The 15,356-nt window shown below is 46.0% G+C and carries 13 protein-coding genes, 1 tRNA gene and 1 pseudogene; 7 read left to right on the top strand and 8 right to left on the bottom strand.

Annotated features, from left to right (window positions below):
* The first annotated feature begins 69 nt into the window (after positions 1–69).
* Positions 70–154, top strand: a tRNA-Tyr gene (locus ACF8EG_RS15820).
* A gap of 477 nt (positions 155–631) precedes the next feature.
* On the opposite strand, the gene ACF8EG_RS15815 is transcribed toward ACF8EG_RS15820, so the two are convergent.
* Positions 632–1,504 (bottom strand): Tim44 domain-containing protein, encoded by an 873-nt coding sequence (locus ACF8EG_RS15815; RefSeq protein WP_005495957.1) that lies wholly within the window; start codon positions 1,502–1,504, stop codon positions 632–634.
* Between the two features lie 289 nt (positions 1,505–1,793).
* Here ACF8EG_RS15815 and ACF8EG_RS15810 point away from each other — a divergent pair, with 289 nt between their 5' ends.
* The 3 genes from ACF8EG_RS15810 to ACF8EG_RS15800 all read left to right on the top strand — a co-directional run bounded on the left by ACF8EG_RS15810 (position 1,794) and on the right by ACF8EG_RS15800 (position 5,337).
* Complete coding sequence (locus ACF8EG_RS15810; RefSeq protein ID WP_005456899.1) at positions 1,794–2,384, top strand: TetR/AcrR family transcriptional regulator; 591 nt, start codon at positions 1,794–1,796, stop codon at positions 2,382–2,384.
* Positions 2,385–2,401: 17 nt separating this feature from the next.
* A complete protein-coding gene (locus ACF8EG_RS15805) occupies positions 2,402–4,276 on the top strand; it encodes an MFS transporter (RefSeq protein ID WP_020840295.1) in 1,875 nt (624 codons plus the stop codon).
* A gap of 128 nt (positions 4,277–4,404) precedes the next feature.
* Positions 4,405–5,337: a YeiH family protein gene (locus ACF8EG_RS15800; protein WP_079858986.1), complete on the top strand. Its 933-nt coding sequence runs from the start codon at positions 4,405–4,407 to the stop codon at positions 5,335–5,337.
* On the opposite strand, the gene ACF8EG_RS15795 is transcribed toward ACF8EG_RS15800, so the two are convergent.
* The 7 genes from ACF8EG_RS15795 to ACF8EG_RS15765 form a co-directional block, all read right to left on the bottom strand.
* Positions 5,330–5,518 carry a hypothetical protein gene (locus tag ACF8EG_RS15795; protein WP_020840293.1) on the bottom strand — a complete coding sequence of 63 codons (189 nt, stop codon included), beginning with the start codon at positions 5,516–5,518 and terminating at the stop codon, positions 5,330–5,332. The two genes, ACF8EG_RS15800 and ACF8EG_RS15795, sit on opposite strands and share 8 nt — an antisense overlap.
* A gap of 144 nt (positions 5,519–5,662) precedes the next feature.
* The gene (menE, locus tag ACF8EG_RS15790) at positions 5,663–7,105 is read right to left on the bottom strand and encodes an o-succinylbenzoate--CoA ligase (protein ID WP_069507245.1); all 1,443 of its coding nucleotides are present in this window, start codon (positions 7,103–7,105) and stop codon (positions 5,663–5,665) included.
* Complete coding sequence (gene menC, locus ACF8EG_RS15785; protein ID WP_023624116.1) at positions 7,090–8,079, bottom strand: o-succinylbenzoate synthase; 990 nt, start codon at positions 8,077–8,079, stop codon at positions 7,090–7,092. Before menC ends, menE begins: the two co-directional genes overlap by 16 nt.
* A gap of 126 nt (positions 8,080–8,205) precedes the next feature.
* Positions 8,206–9,072, bottom strand: coding sequence for a 1,4-dihydroxy-2-naphthoyl-CoA synthase (gene menB, locus ACF8EG_RS15780; protein ID WP_069507247.1), 867 nt, complete (start codon positions 9,070–9,072; stop codon positions 8,206–8,208).
* On the bottom strand, positions 9,065–9,892 hold the full coding sequence (menH, locus tag ACF8EG_RS15775) for a 2-succinyl-6-hydroxy-2,4-cyclohexadiene-1-carboxylate synthase (RefSeq protein ID WP_069507248.1): 828 nt from the start codon (positions 9,890–9,892) through the stop codon (positions 9,065–9,067). The genes menB and menH overlap by 8 nt, the downstream gene beginning before the upstream one ends.
* Positions 9,879–11,594: a 2-succinyl-5-enolpyruvyl-6-hydroxy-3-cyclohexene-1-carboxylic-acid synthase gene (menD, locus tag ACF8EG_RS15770; protein ID WP_069507250.1), complete on the bottom strand. Its 1,716-nt coding sequence runs from the start codon at positions 11,592–11,594 to the stop codon at positions 9,879–9,881. Before menD ends, menH begins: the two co-directional genes overlap by 14 nt.
* Positions 11,591–12,898: an isochorismate synthase MenF gene (locus tag ACF8EG_RS15765; RefSeq protein ID WP_069507252.1), complete on the bottom strand. Its 1,308-nt coding sequence runs from the start codon at positions 12,896–12,898 to the stop codon at positions 11,591–11,593. Before ACF8EG_RS15765 ends, menD begins: the two co-directional genes overlap by 4 nt.
* Positions 12,899–13,114: 216 nt before the next feature.
* Between ACF8EG_RS15765 and ACF8EG_RS15760 the strand changes: the two genes are divergently transcribed.
* The 3 genes and pseudogenes from ACF8EG_RS15760 to ACF8EG_RS15750 all read left to right on the top strand — a co-directional run.
* On the top strand, positions 13,115–14,329 hold the full coding sequence (locus ACF8EG_RS15760; RefSeq protein ID WP_005456922.1) for a pyridoxal phosphate-dependent aminotransferase: 1,215 nt from the start codon (positions 13,115–13,117) through the stop codon (positions 14,327–14,329).
* A 90-nt stretch (positions 14,330–14,419) separates the two neighbouring features.
* Entirely contained in the window at positions 14,420–15,004 is a 585-nt protein-coding gene (gene yfbR, locus ACF8EG_RS15755; protein WP_031850851.1) for a 5'-deoxynucleotidase, read from the top strand.
* A 12-nt stretch (positions 15,005–15,016) separates the two neighbouring features.
* A pseudogene (locus ACF8EG_RS15750) lies at positions 15,017–15,349 on the top strand (dGTPase); the annotation flags it as partial.
* Between the last annotated feature and the right edge of the window lie 7 nt (positions 15,350–15,356).

Below are 15,356 nucleotides of genomic sequence, written 5' to 3'. Positions count from 1 at the left end.
TGATTATGTCATAAGAAAACACTTGGAAAGCAGTGTTGGGAAAACACTTTCTAAGTATAAAAATACCCTGGAGGGGTTCCCGAGTGGCCAAAGGGAGCAGACTGTAAATCTGCCGGCTCCGCCTTCGATGGTTCGAATCCGTCCCCCTCCACCATATTGAAAAAGCCAGCTCATCGAGCTGGCTTTTTTCGTTCTATACATCGTAAGATCAACACCCATTCTAACAATCTCTCGCTCACCCCACGGTGTCGCATTCATGTTCTACGAACTCCTACTGTAGCTAAGATCTTCAACCAATACCGACAACCACATTGCTTTAGGCCAAACTCAACGTTAGAACCGATCTTTTAACAGGTAAGAGTTCTTCGACAAGACACTGAATAGTATTAACTTTCTAAATCTCTCAAGAATAGACACAACAAAATACTAACTGAGCTATCCCAGATGCCAAATGGCTAAGTCATTAGACTGCTAAATCATAAAACGACTGAGTTGTATTGTGCTTAGCTACGGAGCGTTTCCTTTCGCTTTTACCTGTAGAGCTATCTCCGCTCATCCAACAATTAACAGATACAAAAAATCCCGCTAAATAGCGGGATTTAATTAAGACTAAATTGAACGAGCTTGGTGATTAACCTTGAATACCAACAATCAACCAAGGTGCATTCGGTACTGTTAGGTCGCGCTCTAGGTGCCAGATATCTTCAATATCTTCCTCTACACCTTCTGCAGCATCACGGTAACGGCCACTAAATTGCAAACTTAATTGTGCTTTGTTCGCATCGTATTCAGCACGAACGATCTCTGCATCGACATACATCACATCAGTGTGCTGCTCACCTTCTAGCTTCGCGCGCTCAGCTTTCAGATCTTCAAATAGACTTGGAGAAACATATTCTTCAATAGTGTCTAGTTGGTTGTGGTTCCACGCACCTTGCAAAATGCGGTAGTGCTCACGAGAACCGTTAATAAACGCAGCTTGATCGAACCCCGGTGGGTAATTGTGTGGTACATCTGTTTGAGCACCAAAACCGGTGAAACCGCCTGCGTTTGTATTTGGTTGTTGTTCAAAGTTCTGCATGTTTGGTTGTTCAAACTTTGACGCGTTACCACCAAATGCTGGTTGTTGACGTTGCTGGTTCATACTGCCCTGCTTCGCACCTAACATTCCGCGCATAAGCTTAAAGATAATAAAGGCAATTAAACCAATGATTAGGATATCCATAAACTGGATACCTTCAAAAGCACCACCGAAGAACGCAGCAAGTAGACCACCAGCTAGAAGGCCTCCTAATAGACCGCCCATCAAACCTTTCTTGCTAGAAGACTTGGTCGTTTGCTCTTTACCGATCGTATTGGTGTTTTGTTGCTGCTGTTTAGGTGCAGGTGCTGTTTTGTAGCTCTTACCAAAAGACTTACCGCCACCAAACTTCTTCGCTTCTGCGATAGGAGTGACAGCAACGGTAAACATTAATAGAGCAACAATAGAAAATAAACGTTTCATCGTTATCCTTAAAGTTGACGATTGTTATACCCACGCAACCTCAGGTAAAAGAAGCCGTTTGGGTACATCTAAGATTGTGCTCCAAACCTTGTACATACAAGCAGTAGCACGCCAAAGATGATTGTTGGTTCATCATACTCCGTCTGTCACCTTATGAAAACAATCTAAAGAGTCTGACATGTATCAGAATATTGCCAAACATGTCGCCTTCTGACGTGATTGCGCGGTTGACGCTCATTAAGTAGCTGTCTATCATATTGAACGTTGTTCAATAAAGCAGTTTGAGAGTATGGCGCGCAGAAACGATCACACCAGAGAAGAGTTGATTAACTTGACCTTAACGACGGTCAAAAATTTTTTAGATGAGAACTCTTACCACGAACTTAGCCTTCGTAAGATCGCTAACATGATTGGTTACGTGCCAAGCACCTTGGTGAATATTTTTGGTAACTATAATTTGTTGCTACTTCATGCCGTGGCTCAAACTTTAGATGAGTTATCGCAGGAAGCGCTAAATGCAACAAAAAGCAGTAAAGATGCTCATCAAGCACTTTTTGAACTTGCATACTGCTACCACGATTTCGCGCAAAAACATCCTTACCGTTGGCAATTGGTTTTCGAACACAACATGAACGGTGCCGAACTTCCAGAATGGCATGCGAAACGTATTGATGGCATGACAGGCATGCTCGAATCATTACTCGCACAAATCGCTCCTCAACGTACGGAATCCGAAGTCATTCAAGCGAGTCGCGTACTATGGGCTGGCGTACACGGCATTACTCTTCTTAGCGTTGATGACAAGTTTTTCTCAAGTGAGCCTGTAGATGGTAAAGAGTTAATCAGTAACTTGCTTTCTAACTACATCATGAACTGGTAACAAACAAAGGATTATCCATGTCATCCGACAGACAGCCGTCCTTGCTTACGCAAAGAAAGTTCCTGCCCTATTTTGTTACTCAGTTTTTTGGCGCTTTCAACGACAACATTTTTAAAAACGTTTTGTTGCTGTTTGTCGCTTTCGCTGGTTCTAGCGCATTACCCATTTCTAGTAATTTATTCATAAACTTAGCAGCTGGCTTATTCATTCTTCCATTCTTCCTTTTTTCTGCCTCTGCTGGAGTTTTGGCGGATAAATACGAGAAATCGTGGTTTATTCGCAAAGTAAAACTGTTTGAAATCGCCATCATGCTGCTAGGCGCCGTTGGCTTTATAACAGAAAGCTATGGTGTCTTACTTCTGCTGCTTTTCTTAATGGGTACGCAATCCGCGTTCTTCGGCCCCGTCAAGTACGCGCTTCTTCCTCAGGAATTAAACGCTAAGGAACTGGTACCGGGCAATGCCTTGGTTGAAGCCGGGACATTTATCGCCATTCTTATCGGCACGCTCGGTGCAGGCATTATTGCTTCTGCTGACAACGCGAAGTATCTGGCCGCTTTCTGCGTGGTTCTATTTGCCCTGCTCGGTTACTTATCCAGTCGCTCGATTCCATTTGCTGCGGCAAGTGCCCCTGAACTTAAATTCCGTTGGCGACCTTATCAGCAAACTAAGCACACGCTGGCGATCGCGAAATCCGATCGCATCGTATTTCAATGCATCATGGCCATCAGTTGGTTTTGGTTTCTCGGTGCTGCATATCTTACTCAGTTCCCAAACTTCACCAAGGTCTACCTGAACGGTACAGAAAGCGCCGTATCTTTCTTACTTGCACTCTTCTCAGTAGGGATTGCTCTAGGCTCACTGGCTTGCAACTGGATCTCAAATCATCGAATCGAAGTGGGCATCGTGCCAATCGGTGCCTTAGGCATCACCATCTTCGGTTACTTAATGGCGACATCAGTACCAACTGAGCTACCTGAGTTCGCAAACTTCATTGAATTTGTTCGTTTCGAGCCTTTCTGGCCTCTGTTTTTCTATCTGCTCATGATAGGAGCATCGGGCGGATTATTTATCGTCCCACTGTATGCCTTAATGCAGCACCGAGCGAAGGAGACTGAACGAGCGCAAGTGATAGCAGGTCTGAATATCTTTAACTCGCTATTTATGGTGGGCAGCGCGGTCCTTGGCATTATATGCCTAAGCGTAGTAGAGATGAGTATTCCACAACTGTTTGCGCTTCTTGCAGTGCTTAACTTCTTAGTCGCGGCATATATCTTTCTGCAAATTCCGATTTTTGTGGTTCGCTTTGCAATGTGGATGCTCACGCACACCATCTATCGTGTTAAACACAAAAATCTGCACAACTTACCTGAGCATGGTGGTGCATTGATTGTGTGTAATCATGTGAGCTATATGGATGCCCTATTACTGAGTGCCGTATGCCCTCGTTTGATTCGCTTTGTGATGGAAGAAGATTACGCCAACCTGCCGCCGCTAAGACGCTTTTTACGCCGTGCTGGCGTGATACCAATTTCTGCTAGCAACCGAAGTTCTATTCGTCGAGCATTTAACGACGTCGAAGAAGCTCTCAATGAAGGCCATATTGTCTGTATCTTCCCTGAAGGGCGATTGACCTCCGATGGCGAAATGAACGACTTCATGCGTGGCATCGACATTATTCTGCGTCGAAGCCCAGTACCTGTGATTCCGATGGCATTGAAAGGATTGTGGGGTAGTTATTTTAGCCGCGCTAAAGGACGAGCATGCAGAGGGTTCCCGACTCGCTTCTGGTCCAAATTGGAAATTGAAGCTGGCGAACCGGTAGATCCTAGCTCAGCCACCGCACAAACTATGTTCGAAAAAGTGCACGCATTGCGCGGAGATTGGCGATAAACAAAACGTTGAGAATTATTTGAGCACACGTTTAGATTATCTGAACGTGTGTTCAAATCATTAAGACAAACTGACCAGATACAGTGCGATATACTCTCGCTTTCACTAACGACAATGAATCATAAATCTTGAACAGAAAGTACATCCCCTTTGGACTGGCACTGCTTTTTTGCTTAACTCCTTTTGTGTCATCCCCTATTGCACTTGTTATTGGCTTCTTACTTGCCAGCTTTGGCTTAGTTCCTACTGAGTTACCCATCGCCTCTTTCACCAAAAAACTGCTTTCTTATTCTATTATCGGTTTAGGGTTTGGTATCAATTTTGAACAGGCATTGTCTGTCACGTCAGATGGTATCGGGCTAATTATCGCTACGATTGTCGGCACACTCGTCATTGGCTCACTCATCGCCAAAGTAATCAAACTCGAAACGACGACTGCGTATCTCATTTCATCCGGAACTGCGATATGTGGTGGCAGCGCAATTGCTGCGGTCGCACCAGCAATCAGAGCCAAAGATGAACAAATAGGTTTGGCACTCGCTACCGTTTTTGTACTCAACTCTCTAGCGTTGTTCATCTTCCCCGTCATTGGTCATGCGTTAAACCTAGACCAACAAACCTTTGGGACATGGGCGGCAATTGCGATTCATGATACTTCGTCTGTTGTTGGCGCTGCCTCTGCCTACGGTGAAGAGGCACTGACAACTGCAACCACGCTCAAACTGGCGCGAGCCTTGTGGATCATTCCTGTTGCTTTGATTAGCGCCGTGATTTTCTCACGTGGGAACAAAGAGGACGGTTCGAAAAAGTTAGTGATTCCTTACTTCATTTTCTGGTATTGCGCGGCCATCGCCTTTAGTGATTTCTTCCCACAACTTGAGGTGGTGTATCACGGTATTTTTACCATTGCGAAGCAAGCTCTGGTGGTGTGCTTATTCTTGATAGGATGTAGTATTTCGATTTCGAAACTGAAATCTTCTGGCCCTAAACCGCTGTTGTTTGGTGTGACTTTATGGGTATTAATTTCCACTACGTCACTAAGCTGGCTAGTACTTAGATAATCGTTGTCGACTTATCGCGTTGGTCGGAGGTTGACTCTTGTTTGTCACTCTTGAGCGCAAACACCAACGCGATAGCGATTAAAAACGCCGTCAATTCCGCTAACGAGCGAGTGAGCCCTTCACTGCTGATTGCGATGCCAATTTGTAATACCGCCGCTATCAATAAAACCGATTTCACCATTCTGAAGCTTATGCCTTTCTGCTCTACGTTTAGACATAATTATGATTCAGAGTTATAAGGTTACGAAATTCCCTTTCCGACTAACACATAGCAAAATTGACTAATCTTCGCCTCATTTCAGCAGGGCAAATGAGCGCCAGCTATTTAACGTTGATTATCTAACTCATAAAGCAGCCACTCTTTTACCGCTTTACGCGAGACTTTAATTCCACCTTCTAACAAGGCTTGTGGCATCAAGTAGTAAGCGATTGGCCATTTAAACTTCTCAAGCTTTTTCCGCAAGTATTGCTCGTATTCCTGTTGGCTCAGTAACGCTTCTGATTGAATAACGGCTATAGGACGATGACCGAACTCAACATCTTCGACTGGCACGACAATGCTCTGAGTGACGCTTGGGATTTGGTTCAATACTGCTTCTATTTCCTCACAGTGAACGTTTTCTCCACCTGAGATAAATTGATTATCGGCCCGACCGATGATCTTTAACTCATCTCCTTGCCAAGTACCGAGATCCTTACTGTCGAACCAACCATCCTCGTCCACGAATGCCGTCACTTGACCTTGGTGAAAATAGCCTGAAGCTAGCGTTTGTCCACCAATGTAAATGCGCTCATCAACCAGCTTAATCTTACGATTTTTTAGTAAATGCCCAGCATTGCTTACGTCATTGATCTGTTTTGCCGTAACGGTAGATGCTGCCTCGGTCATACCATAACCTAACCACGTCTCGATGCCTTTTTCTGTGGCTCTTACCGCCAACTCATGAGCCACATGACTGCCCCCCAGCAAAACGTGCGTCAGTGACAGTTCAACATCATCATCTAGCAAGCGTTTAAGTTGAGTCGCCACTAAAGAGGCGTGTGAAACCGCGAGGATATCGTCTGCCAGTCTTCCCGTGCCGACTTTCAACGTTGCGCCAGCAAACATCCAGCGATAAACAATCGCAAGGCCAGAAACATGATAAAGTGGGAGCGACAACAGCCAAGTATCTTGTTGATGCAAGGTGAACTCACATAGTAATCCCTCTGCCGAAGCGAGGTGCTGTCGATGAGTATGCACCACCGCTTTAGGTGTCCCCGTTGAGCCTGAGGTAAACACAATCGAAGCCAACCTGTCGTGCTGATAGTCATCCTCAGTGTTTTCAACCACGGTATCTACCGTAGGCAAAGTGAGAAAAATCGCATTTAATGCTGCTTTCTCTTCGCTAGAGTAAGCGAACTCACAATCTGGAGTAAACCAAACAAAACGTGTTTGATGATCGCCGTACAGTGTGCAGAGCTTACCTTGTAGCGCCTCGATTGGCTGAGGCATAGTCAACGCGGTGATAGCGCCTAACTGTTGCGCAGCTAAATAAAACAATACTGTTTCAACTTGGTTCTTCCCTACCAGAGTCACCACATCATCGCGCGTAACACCTTGCTGCAAGAGCGATTGCGCGTATTGAGTAACACGAAGCGAGAGCTGTTGCCAATTCAATGTTTCTTGAGGTGTTGCGAGTGCAATAGAAAAAGGGCTCGTTTGAGCCCAATACTTCCAAGGTGGAATCGCACTATGTTCTGTAGAGAATGGCTCTATGCTGAATGCCACACTAACTCCTGCTCAGACAAAGGAAGCACAGGAAGTTCGCACTTTGGCCAACCTTGCTCTAGCTGCGCTTTGAACAACCCGATAGTGTCCAAACCAGGAACTTCATCAGGCAACTGCCATTGCGCCAAACGTGCTAATTGGTTCAAGCCAAGGCTCGACTCAATGCTTGAGCTGATCACCGCTTTCATTCCTAACGCTTTTGCTTTTTCGATCAATTTAATGCAGAAATCGACGGAGCCGATTAATGTCGGTTTGATAATGATCGCTTTCACGCCTGTCAGATCTTCAAGGCTAAAGTCTTCTCGACGAACGGCATCTTGCAGCGTTTCATCCCAAGCAATCGCGATACCAGTATTAATGGCAAAAGACATGCTGTCGCCAGGAGCTCGGCATGGCTCTTCCAAAAACGTAATTCGTTGGCGAAGAGACGGTGTAATATACTTTGCGAACTGCTGCGCTTTTTCTGGTGTCCAAGCACGGTTCGCATCCAGTCGAAGCGTTAATTGAGGGATAGATTCAAGGAAGAGATTCACAAGCATGCCGTCGCGAATGGGCTCATACAGACCCACTTTCACTTTTGCCACTTTCTCACCTTCCATCTCGTTGAGTTTTGGAATCAACTCATCGGGATCGCCCGTACACAGTGGAGCAGTTTGATATTTGCCTTGCGTCGGCAAACCACCTTCTAACTCCAATTGAGCCATAGATAAGCCAAACGCAACCGAAGGATACATATTGGCATAATCAACCGGTATACCCGCGACCCAGCGTTCAGCCTGTTCTTGTAACTGAATGCCAGCCTCTTCGGTACTTTCCAAGCTAAAACCAAAAAGCGGTGCGACTTCACCTAATCCCATGTTCTCGCCATCAGATAGCTCAACAATGTAGCCGATGCGTTCCGTCAGCTTGTTATCACGCAGTATTACGCCACTGTCCATTGGAAGGCAGTAACGGTAAATCTTTGCTTTACGCATAATTCCTGTCCTATTACGTACAACCCAAGCTTGCTGGCTATAAGAACGAACCATCCTCCCTGAGGGCGAGGCGCTCGGGACTAAAAACGAAGCAGAGGAGCACTCTGGCTCCTCTTTATTTACGGATTATGGGTTACGAGGAAACTTGTCGAAGTCTGGGCGACGTTTCTCGTTGAATGCGTTACGACCTTCTTGTCCTTCATCTGTCATGTAGAACATCATCGTTGCGTTACCCGCAAGCTCTTGAAGACCAGCTTGACCATCACAATCCGCGTTCAATGCCGCTTTCAGGCAGCGTAGCGCCATTGGGCTATGCTGAAGAACTTCACGACACCAACGAACGGTTTCTTTCTCTAGATCTTCTAGAGGCACAACCGTGTTGACCAAGCCCATGTCTAACGCTTCTTGCGCGTTGTAGAAACGACATAAGAACCAGATTTCGCGCGCTTTCTTCTGGCCTACGATACGAGCCATGTAAGACGCGCCCCAACCACCATCAAATGAACCCACTTTAGGGCCCGTTTGACCAAACTGCGCGTTGTCCGCTGCAATTGTTAGGTCACACATCATGTGCAGTACATGACCGCCGCCAACAGCCCAACCCGCTACGGAAGCAATAACAGGTTTTGGACACGTACGAATATCACGTTGGAAGTCCAATACGTTTAGGTGATGCGTACCTTGGTCATCTTTGTAACCGCCGTAGTCGCCACGAATCTTCTGGTCACCACCAGAACAGAATGCATCTTCACCCAAGCCAGTTAGGATGATAACGCCAACACCTGAGTCGTAGCGTGCATCTGCCAACGCATCAATCATCTCTTTTACTGTTTGAGGGCGGAATGCATTACGCACTTGTGGGCGTGCAATGGTAATTTTCGCGATACCATCTTCAGATTTATGGTAGTGAATATCCTCGTATTTCTCGCTGCAATCTTTCCATTGAACCGGAGCGTAAAGTTCTTCTTCAGAAATGCCTACTGTTTTAGCCATGGTGATTCCCATTGTTCTCGTTACTCTCACCAAAGTGAGATTGAATTATTTGCTTAATATGCATCGCAAATTGTTGGGGCTGCTCTTGATGAACGTTATGTCCTGCGCCTTCAACTTGTCGATACGCCAACCCGCTACGTTGTGCCAGTTGGCTAAATTTTTGGTCTTTCGCGCCACACACATAATAAATGGGTATGCGCTGTTGTTGCAGTGCGGGCAGTAAATACGCCTGCATGGCTAACGATGTTGCCATCAACATGTTCGCAATTGCCGAGCCAAGATTAGCACTTCGCTTGGCAATTAATGTTTGTCTTTGCTCATGGTTTAGTGAAGAAAACACCGCTTGTTGATACCAATCGCTCAAAACACGTTCAAGTGGTTCACTCTCGAAGCGCAGTGCCCATTTTTGGTCGTTGTGCAATCTTGACTGTATCTCTGACTCTGTTTGAAGCCCGAAGTTTCCCCCTTCCACAATCGCGCCGACAATATTGAGATCTGAGAAGCACTCACCAGCAAGACCGTGCATTGCGATTCTTCCACCCATTGAGTAGCCAATCAAAATAAGTGGTTGTTGCGGAGGAAATAATAAAGATAGTGTGGAATTAAGAAGTTTGCAGCAATCATCGAGATCGTTGCACTTTGTAAACTGGCTGCGACCATGACCAGGAAGGTCGATAACGACTCGTTCAAACTGAGTCAGCTCATCCAAACAAACTTGCCAATCAGCACCACTTCCTAAAAGGCCATGCAAAAACACCAGAGTGGGAAGCTCACCACTTTGGTGTTTTTTAGTTGGAGAGAGACGCTCAGAGTGAAGCATGCAGGCTCTTATTAAATGCCTTTATCAACTCTGCGGCTTGGCTTGGTGGGGTTTGAACTTCCACCAGCATTGTGCCTTGGCCGCTCGACAGGTGCTCGGCAACCATTGCTTGATACATTTGTAATGTAGTTGGCTTTTCATACTTTAAGCCAAACTGCTTAGCTGCATGTTCAAACTGATAACCGTGGGGCATTTGGTAGTACGCAGTGCGATGCTCCTGAGGCACTGGCAACATATCGAAAATCGCACCACCATCATTGTTTGTGACCACAAGTACTGACGGCAGATCATTACGAGAAAACAGCGCGAGCGAGTTGAGGTCATAAAGCGCCGATGTATCTCCGATGTACATCAATAGCGGCTTGCCTCGTGAGCGCTGCACACCAGAAGCTGTGGCAAATAGACCATCAATACCCGACGCTCCGCGATTGGTAAACACCTCAGTATTTAATCTGCCAAACATATCGACTAATCGAACAAACAAGCTGTTACCGAGAAAGACATCGACGCTCTGCGTTCGCTCTTCAATGTCAGCCGCTAACGCGATTTCATTAAGCGTTGAAGCTGATGAAGACAGAAACTCATCGCGAATATGAGCGCGAACATGGGCTATATCGGTCAGCAATCCATCAGCCCATCCTTGAGTACTTGAGCTCTTAACATCAACACGCTCGACCCAACTTTTAGGTGATGCAGCCCAATGCAATTGCGGAAGGTGTGTTTGGTTATCTCGGCTTAAACTTGGCGAGATAAACCAGTACTGAACATCTCGGCCTTGTTGGCTTTGCGACACCTGTTTATTAATCCATTGGTTCAATCGCTTAGATATGATGCGGCTACCAAACTGGAGCACCAAATCACATTCGTCGAGTTGGCTAGCCAACTTAGGCTGTTGTAACCACAAATCATAATGTGACCAATCGGAGCTAACTCCACTTTGCGGATCCGCCAATACAGGCCACCCCATTTGCTGTGCAAACACTTTTGCCGCTTGCGCGTGATCAGCAGGTAAGCTGCCAATGACAACCACTCCTTTTCTATCAGCACAAAATGGAATGTCACGAAATGATGGACTGACGAATCGTTGAGTATATGTTTGACCGCCTTTGCGCCACGCTTCGACACTGTTCAGGTAGCTTTGGTAAGCGCTTTTTTCCCCGTCAGAATACAGCGGCTCAGGAAAGGCGCAGTTAATGTGAACCGCGCTGCCATGTAACTGCTGGTTAAACATCACCTCATCAACCGAAGTGAGTAACCAGTTGAGCGGCGTATTTAAACTCGGACTTGGCAAGTTCAAATTTTCCGATACATGATGCGAAAAAACCCCAAGCTGATTAATTGCTTGGTTTGCGCCACAACCGACGAGTTCAACAGGGCGGTCAGCGGTAAGCAAAACCAGTTTTTCGCCCGTTAATTTAGCTTCTGCTACCGCAGGCAACAAGTTTGCGACCGCAGTGCCAGAAGTCACGATAACGGCTACCGGCTCTTGGCTCGCTTTCGCCAAGCCAAGCGCCATAAAACCTAATCCACGCTCATCAAAATGAGTATGAATGGAAAAATTTGGCTGTTCCGCCGCTTCTAAAGTCAAAGGAGTCGAACGCGATCCCGGCGCGATACAAACATGCTTCACACCAAATCGGTGAAGCTCAGTCAAAATGGTCTCTGACCAAATTCGATTGAGAACCGCTTGATCGTAACTCATGATGCTACTCCAAGCGGCGGATGATCGGAAATCAACGTTAACAGCGTCGACATCTTTTTATCTAATTCAGCCCATTCGTGTTCAGCAACTGATCCAGGAACAATACCCGCTCCAGCAAACAACTGAACTTGATCGCCAAGCACCAATGCACTTCTTATTGCCACACAAAACTCTGCGCGTTCATGGCTGATGTAACCCATAGAGCCAGCATACCAGCCACGAGCAAACGGCTCGTTATCAAGGATGAACTGCATCGACTCTTTACGAGGCAAACCTGCCACTGCGGCCGTCGGCTGCAATGCAGAAAGCAGTTGTACGCCATTTGTGCCTGTTTTTAAGCTTGCATGAATATTGCGCTTGAGGTGCTGCACCTTACGTAAACGCACCAATCTCGGTTCGGTTTCTACTTCTACCATTTCGGAATGAGGAGAAAGGCGTTCCACGATATCGTCCACGACGTACTGGTTTTCGTTTAAGTTTTTTGAATCCTGAGATAACCAATTCGCCAATTCCATATCATGAGTGGCATTGTCGCCACGACCAATGGTGCCCGCTAAAGCTTCGGTATGAAGTTCATGTCCAACACGAGAATACAAACGCTCTGGCGTAGAGCCCATAAAACTGTGTTTGCTGTCTAAACTCAACAAGAAATGAAAGCTGTGATGGTTGTTCAAATAGCTCGCTTTAAGCAGTTGTGCAGCGCTCAACGTGTTATCCAATTGGACAGTAGAACGGCGAGCCAACACAACTTTTTTAAACTCATCATTCTCAATCCCAGTCAGAACTTTATGTACCAGCTCATCCCACTCAGATTTAATAGGAGTATGAACAATCGAGCGAATATGTGACGAGATCGGAGGTAAAGCGGCGACATCGCAAATAAGCTTTCTCAAGCTGGCAAGCGTGCGCGCTTTGTCTTCAGTTAGGTTAACCGCGAGTGACCACTGCTGATCAAATCGAATCAGTTCAATTTGAGGCAAAAAGAAGAAAGAAGGCATGCAACGGCGATTTTTTTCGTGCTGGCCATCAAACGATCGCCCGCCCCATACTCGCTGCCCTTCACCAAGAATGGTATAGGCAGGACCCGGCTCAACAAAAGAGTGCAGCTGTCCTAGCGCGACGACCTCTTCACGAGTATCACGGGATTGCCAATAAAACTTGGGGAAAAGTGGTTGTGCATCAAGCCAATCAATCAATGCGAAATTCGGTTTTTCGCTGAGGGGCTCGACCAGACGTACTTGATTGCCTTCCGTGTGCTGAACTCGCTCGATAATTCTTTTTACGGCTTGATGGAACTCTGACAAATCAACCTCGAAGTATGTGAGGATAAAGGTAACTGACGGCTACTCTAAGTTTAGACCCAAAGCAAATCAAGGTCGTATGCGATCTTTTGCAAAATCCTGTGATAGCAAGCGAGCAAAAGTTAGCCTGCAAACGGATAATTTACAGATTTATATTCTAATAAAAAACAAATTATTGTATTTTAATAAAGAAATTAACGAATTTTTAGGAATTATACAATGCAAAATATCGGGATGTCGTCAAAACTCGACAATGTCTGCTACGACATTAGGGGTCCTGTACTCAAACATGCTAAGCGCATGGAGGAAGAAGGGCATAAAATCCTAAAGTTGAACATTGGTAACCCTGCCCCATTTGGTTTTGACGCCCCTGATGAGATTCTTGTAGATGTAATTCGTAATCTACCGACCTCTCAAGGCTACTGTGATTCCAAAGGCATTTACTCTGCACGTAAAGCGGTGGTTCAACATTACCAACGCAAAGGCATTCGCTCTTTAGACGTAGAAGATGTGTACGTCGGTAATGGCGTGTCTGAGCTGATCGTGATGGCAATGCAAGCGTTGCTAAACAACGGCGATGAAATGCTCATCCCTGCACCTGACTACCCATTGTGGACGGCATCAGTAGCGTTGTCTGGTGGCAACCCCGTTCATTATCTGTGTGATGAACAATCGGATTGGTATCCAGACCTTGATGACATCAAAAAGAAAATCACGCCGAAAACCCGCGGTATTGTTCTGATCAACCCGAACAACCCAACAGGTGCTGTATATAGTCGTGACTTCTTGCTAGAGGTGATTGAGATTGCTCGCCAGCACAAGCTGATCATTTTCGCTGACGAGATTTACGACAAAGTGCTTTACGATGGCGCAACACACACTTCTGTTGCGACGCTAACGGAAGACGTACTTGTGATGACCTTCAATGGTTTGTCGAAAGCTTACCGGGTATGTGGTTTCCGCGGTGGGTGGATGTTCTTAACTGGTCCAAAACACTTAGCACAAGGCTACGTTAACGGTCTAGAGTTGCTCTCTTCTATGCGTCTTTGTGCCAACGTGCCGATGCAACATGCGATTCAAACCGCGCTAGGTGGCTACCAAAGTATCAATGAGTTGATCTTACCTGGTGGCCGATTGCTAGAGCAGCGTAATCGCGCGTTCGAGCTGATCAACCAGATCCCAGGGGTATCTTGTGTGAAACCCAAAGGTGCCATGTACTTATTCCCTAAAATCGATACCAAGATGTACAACATCAAGAATGACCAACAGATGGTGCTCGATTTCTTGAAACAGGAAAAAGTACTGCTAGTACAAGGCTCAGGTTTTAACTGGCCAAAACCAGACCATTTCCGCATTGTGACTTTGCCACACGTTGAAGACCTGGAAACCGCAATCGGACGCTTCGAGCGATTCCTATCAACCTACAGCCAGTAAAGAATCACTGGTAGTAATTAGTGTTGATCTCTCATATGCTTAGAGGAACTCCTAGTGAGTTCCTTTTTTATACCAGAAACGGAGAAAGCCATGAAAGAAAGCCATTTTTTCGCCCACTTGGCACGAATGAAGCTTATCCAACGCTGGCCTTTGATGCGCTCTGTATCACCAGAAAACGTTTCGGAACACAGCTTACAAGTCGCATTTGTCGCTCACGCACTCGCGTTAATTAAAAACAAAAAGTTCGGCGGCACGCTTAATCCTGAACGCATTGCCCTTCTCGCGATGTATCACGATTCAAGTGAAGTGCTCACTGGTGATTTGCCTACTCCCGTTAAGTACTACAATCCCGAAATCGCAAAAGAATATAAGAAGATAGAAGCCGCTGCCGAGCACAAATTACTTTCTATGTTGCCGGAAGAATTTCAGGAAGATTTTGCCCCATTTCTACTTTCTCATTCGTCGCACGAAGAAGACTCTCAGATAGTAAAACAGGCCGACTCCATCTGTGCGTACTTAAAATGTTTGGAAGAACTAAGCGCAGGTAACCATGAGTTTGCCTTAGCGAAAAAGCGCCTAGACATCACTTTACAAGAACGTAAAACGCCAGAAATGGAATACTTCCTTAATACATTCGCCCCAAGCTTTGAGCTATCGCTGGATGAAATCAGTTAGCCAGTTTAGTTTATGGAGATAAACGTGTCGTTTGAATTACACTCTTTGTGGCAAGAGCGCCACGACGATGAGCATAAAATCCGCCGTGATGACCATCGCAGCCCCTATCAACGTGATAGAGCGAGAATCCTGCACTCTGCGGCATTTCGACGCCTGCAAGCGAAAACTCAAGTTCATGGCAACAGCTTGGAAGACTTTCATAGAAGTCGACTTACCCACTCGTTAGAAGCGGCCCAATTAGGCACGGGTATTGTCGCCCAACTCAAAAAGAAACAGTCTGAATTTAAAGAACTATTGCCCTCGGACAGTTTGATTGACTCTCTGTGTCTCGCGCACGATATCGGCCAATATA

Source organism: Vibrio sp. YQ_11, from assembly GCF_043103065.1.
GTDB classification, from domain to species: domain Bacteria; phylum Pseudomonadota; class Gammaproteobacteria; order Enterobacterales; family Vibrionaceae; genus Vibrio; species Vibrio parahaemolyticus.
The sequence above is the reverse complement of the archived record's forward strand: the minus strand, read 5'-3'. Positions and strand labels throughout refer to the sequence as shown.

Coding starts and splice junctions, on each gene's coding strand:
- yfbR (WP_031850851.1), top strand. CDS start 14,420: ATGAAAGAAAGCCATTTTTTCGCCCACTTGGCACGAATGAAGCTTATC.
- ACF8EG_RS15810 (WP_005456899.1), top strand. CDS start 1,794: ATGGCGCGCAGAAACGATCACACCAGAGAAGAGTTGATTAACTTGACC.
- menD (WP_069507250.1), bottom strand. CDS start 11,594: ATGAGTTACGATCAAGCGGTTCTCAATCGAATTTGGTCAGAGACCATT.
- ACF8EG_RS15805 (WP_020840295.1), top strand. CDS start 2,402: ATGTCATCCGACAGACAGCCGTCCTTGCTTACGCAAAGAAAGTTCCTG.
- menB (WP_069507247.1), bottom strand. CDS start 9,072: ATGGCTAAAACAGTAGGCATTTCTGAAGAAGAACTTTACGCTCCGGTT.
- ACF8EG_RS15795 (WP_020840293.1), bottom strand. CDS start 5,518: ATGGTGAAATCGGTTTTATTGATAGCGGCGGTATTACAAATTGGCATC.
- ACF8EG_RS15760 (WP_005456922.1), top strand. CDS start 13,115: ATGCAAAATATCGGGATGTCGTCAAAACTCGACAATGTCTGCTACGAC.
- menH (WP_069507248.1), bottom strand. CDS start 9,892: ATGCTTCACTCTGAGCGTCTCTCTCCAACTAAAAAACACCAAAGTGGT.
- menC (WP_023624116.1), bottom strand. CDS start 8,079: ATGCGTAAAGCAAAGATTTACCGTTACTGCCTTCCAATGGACAGTGGC.
- ACF8EG_RS15815 (WP_005495957.1), bottom strand. CDS start 1,504: ATGAAACGTTTATTTTCTATTGTTGCTCTATTAATGTTTACCGTTGCT.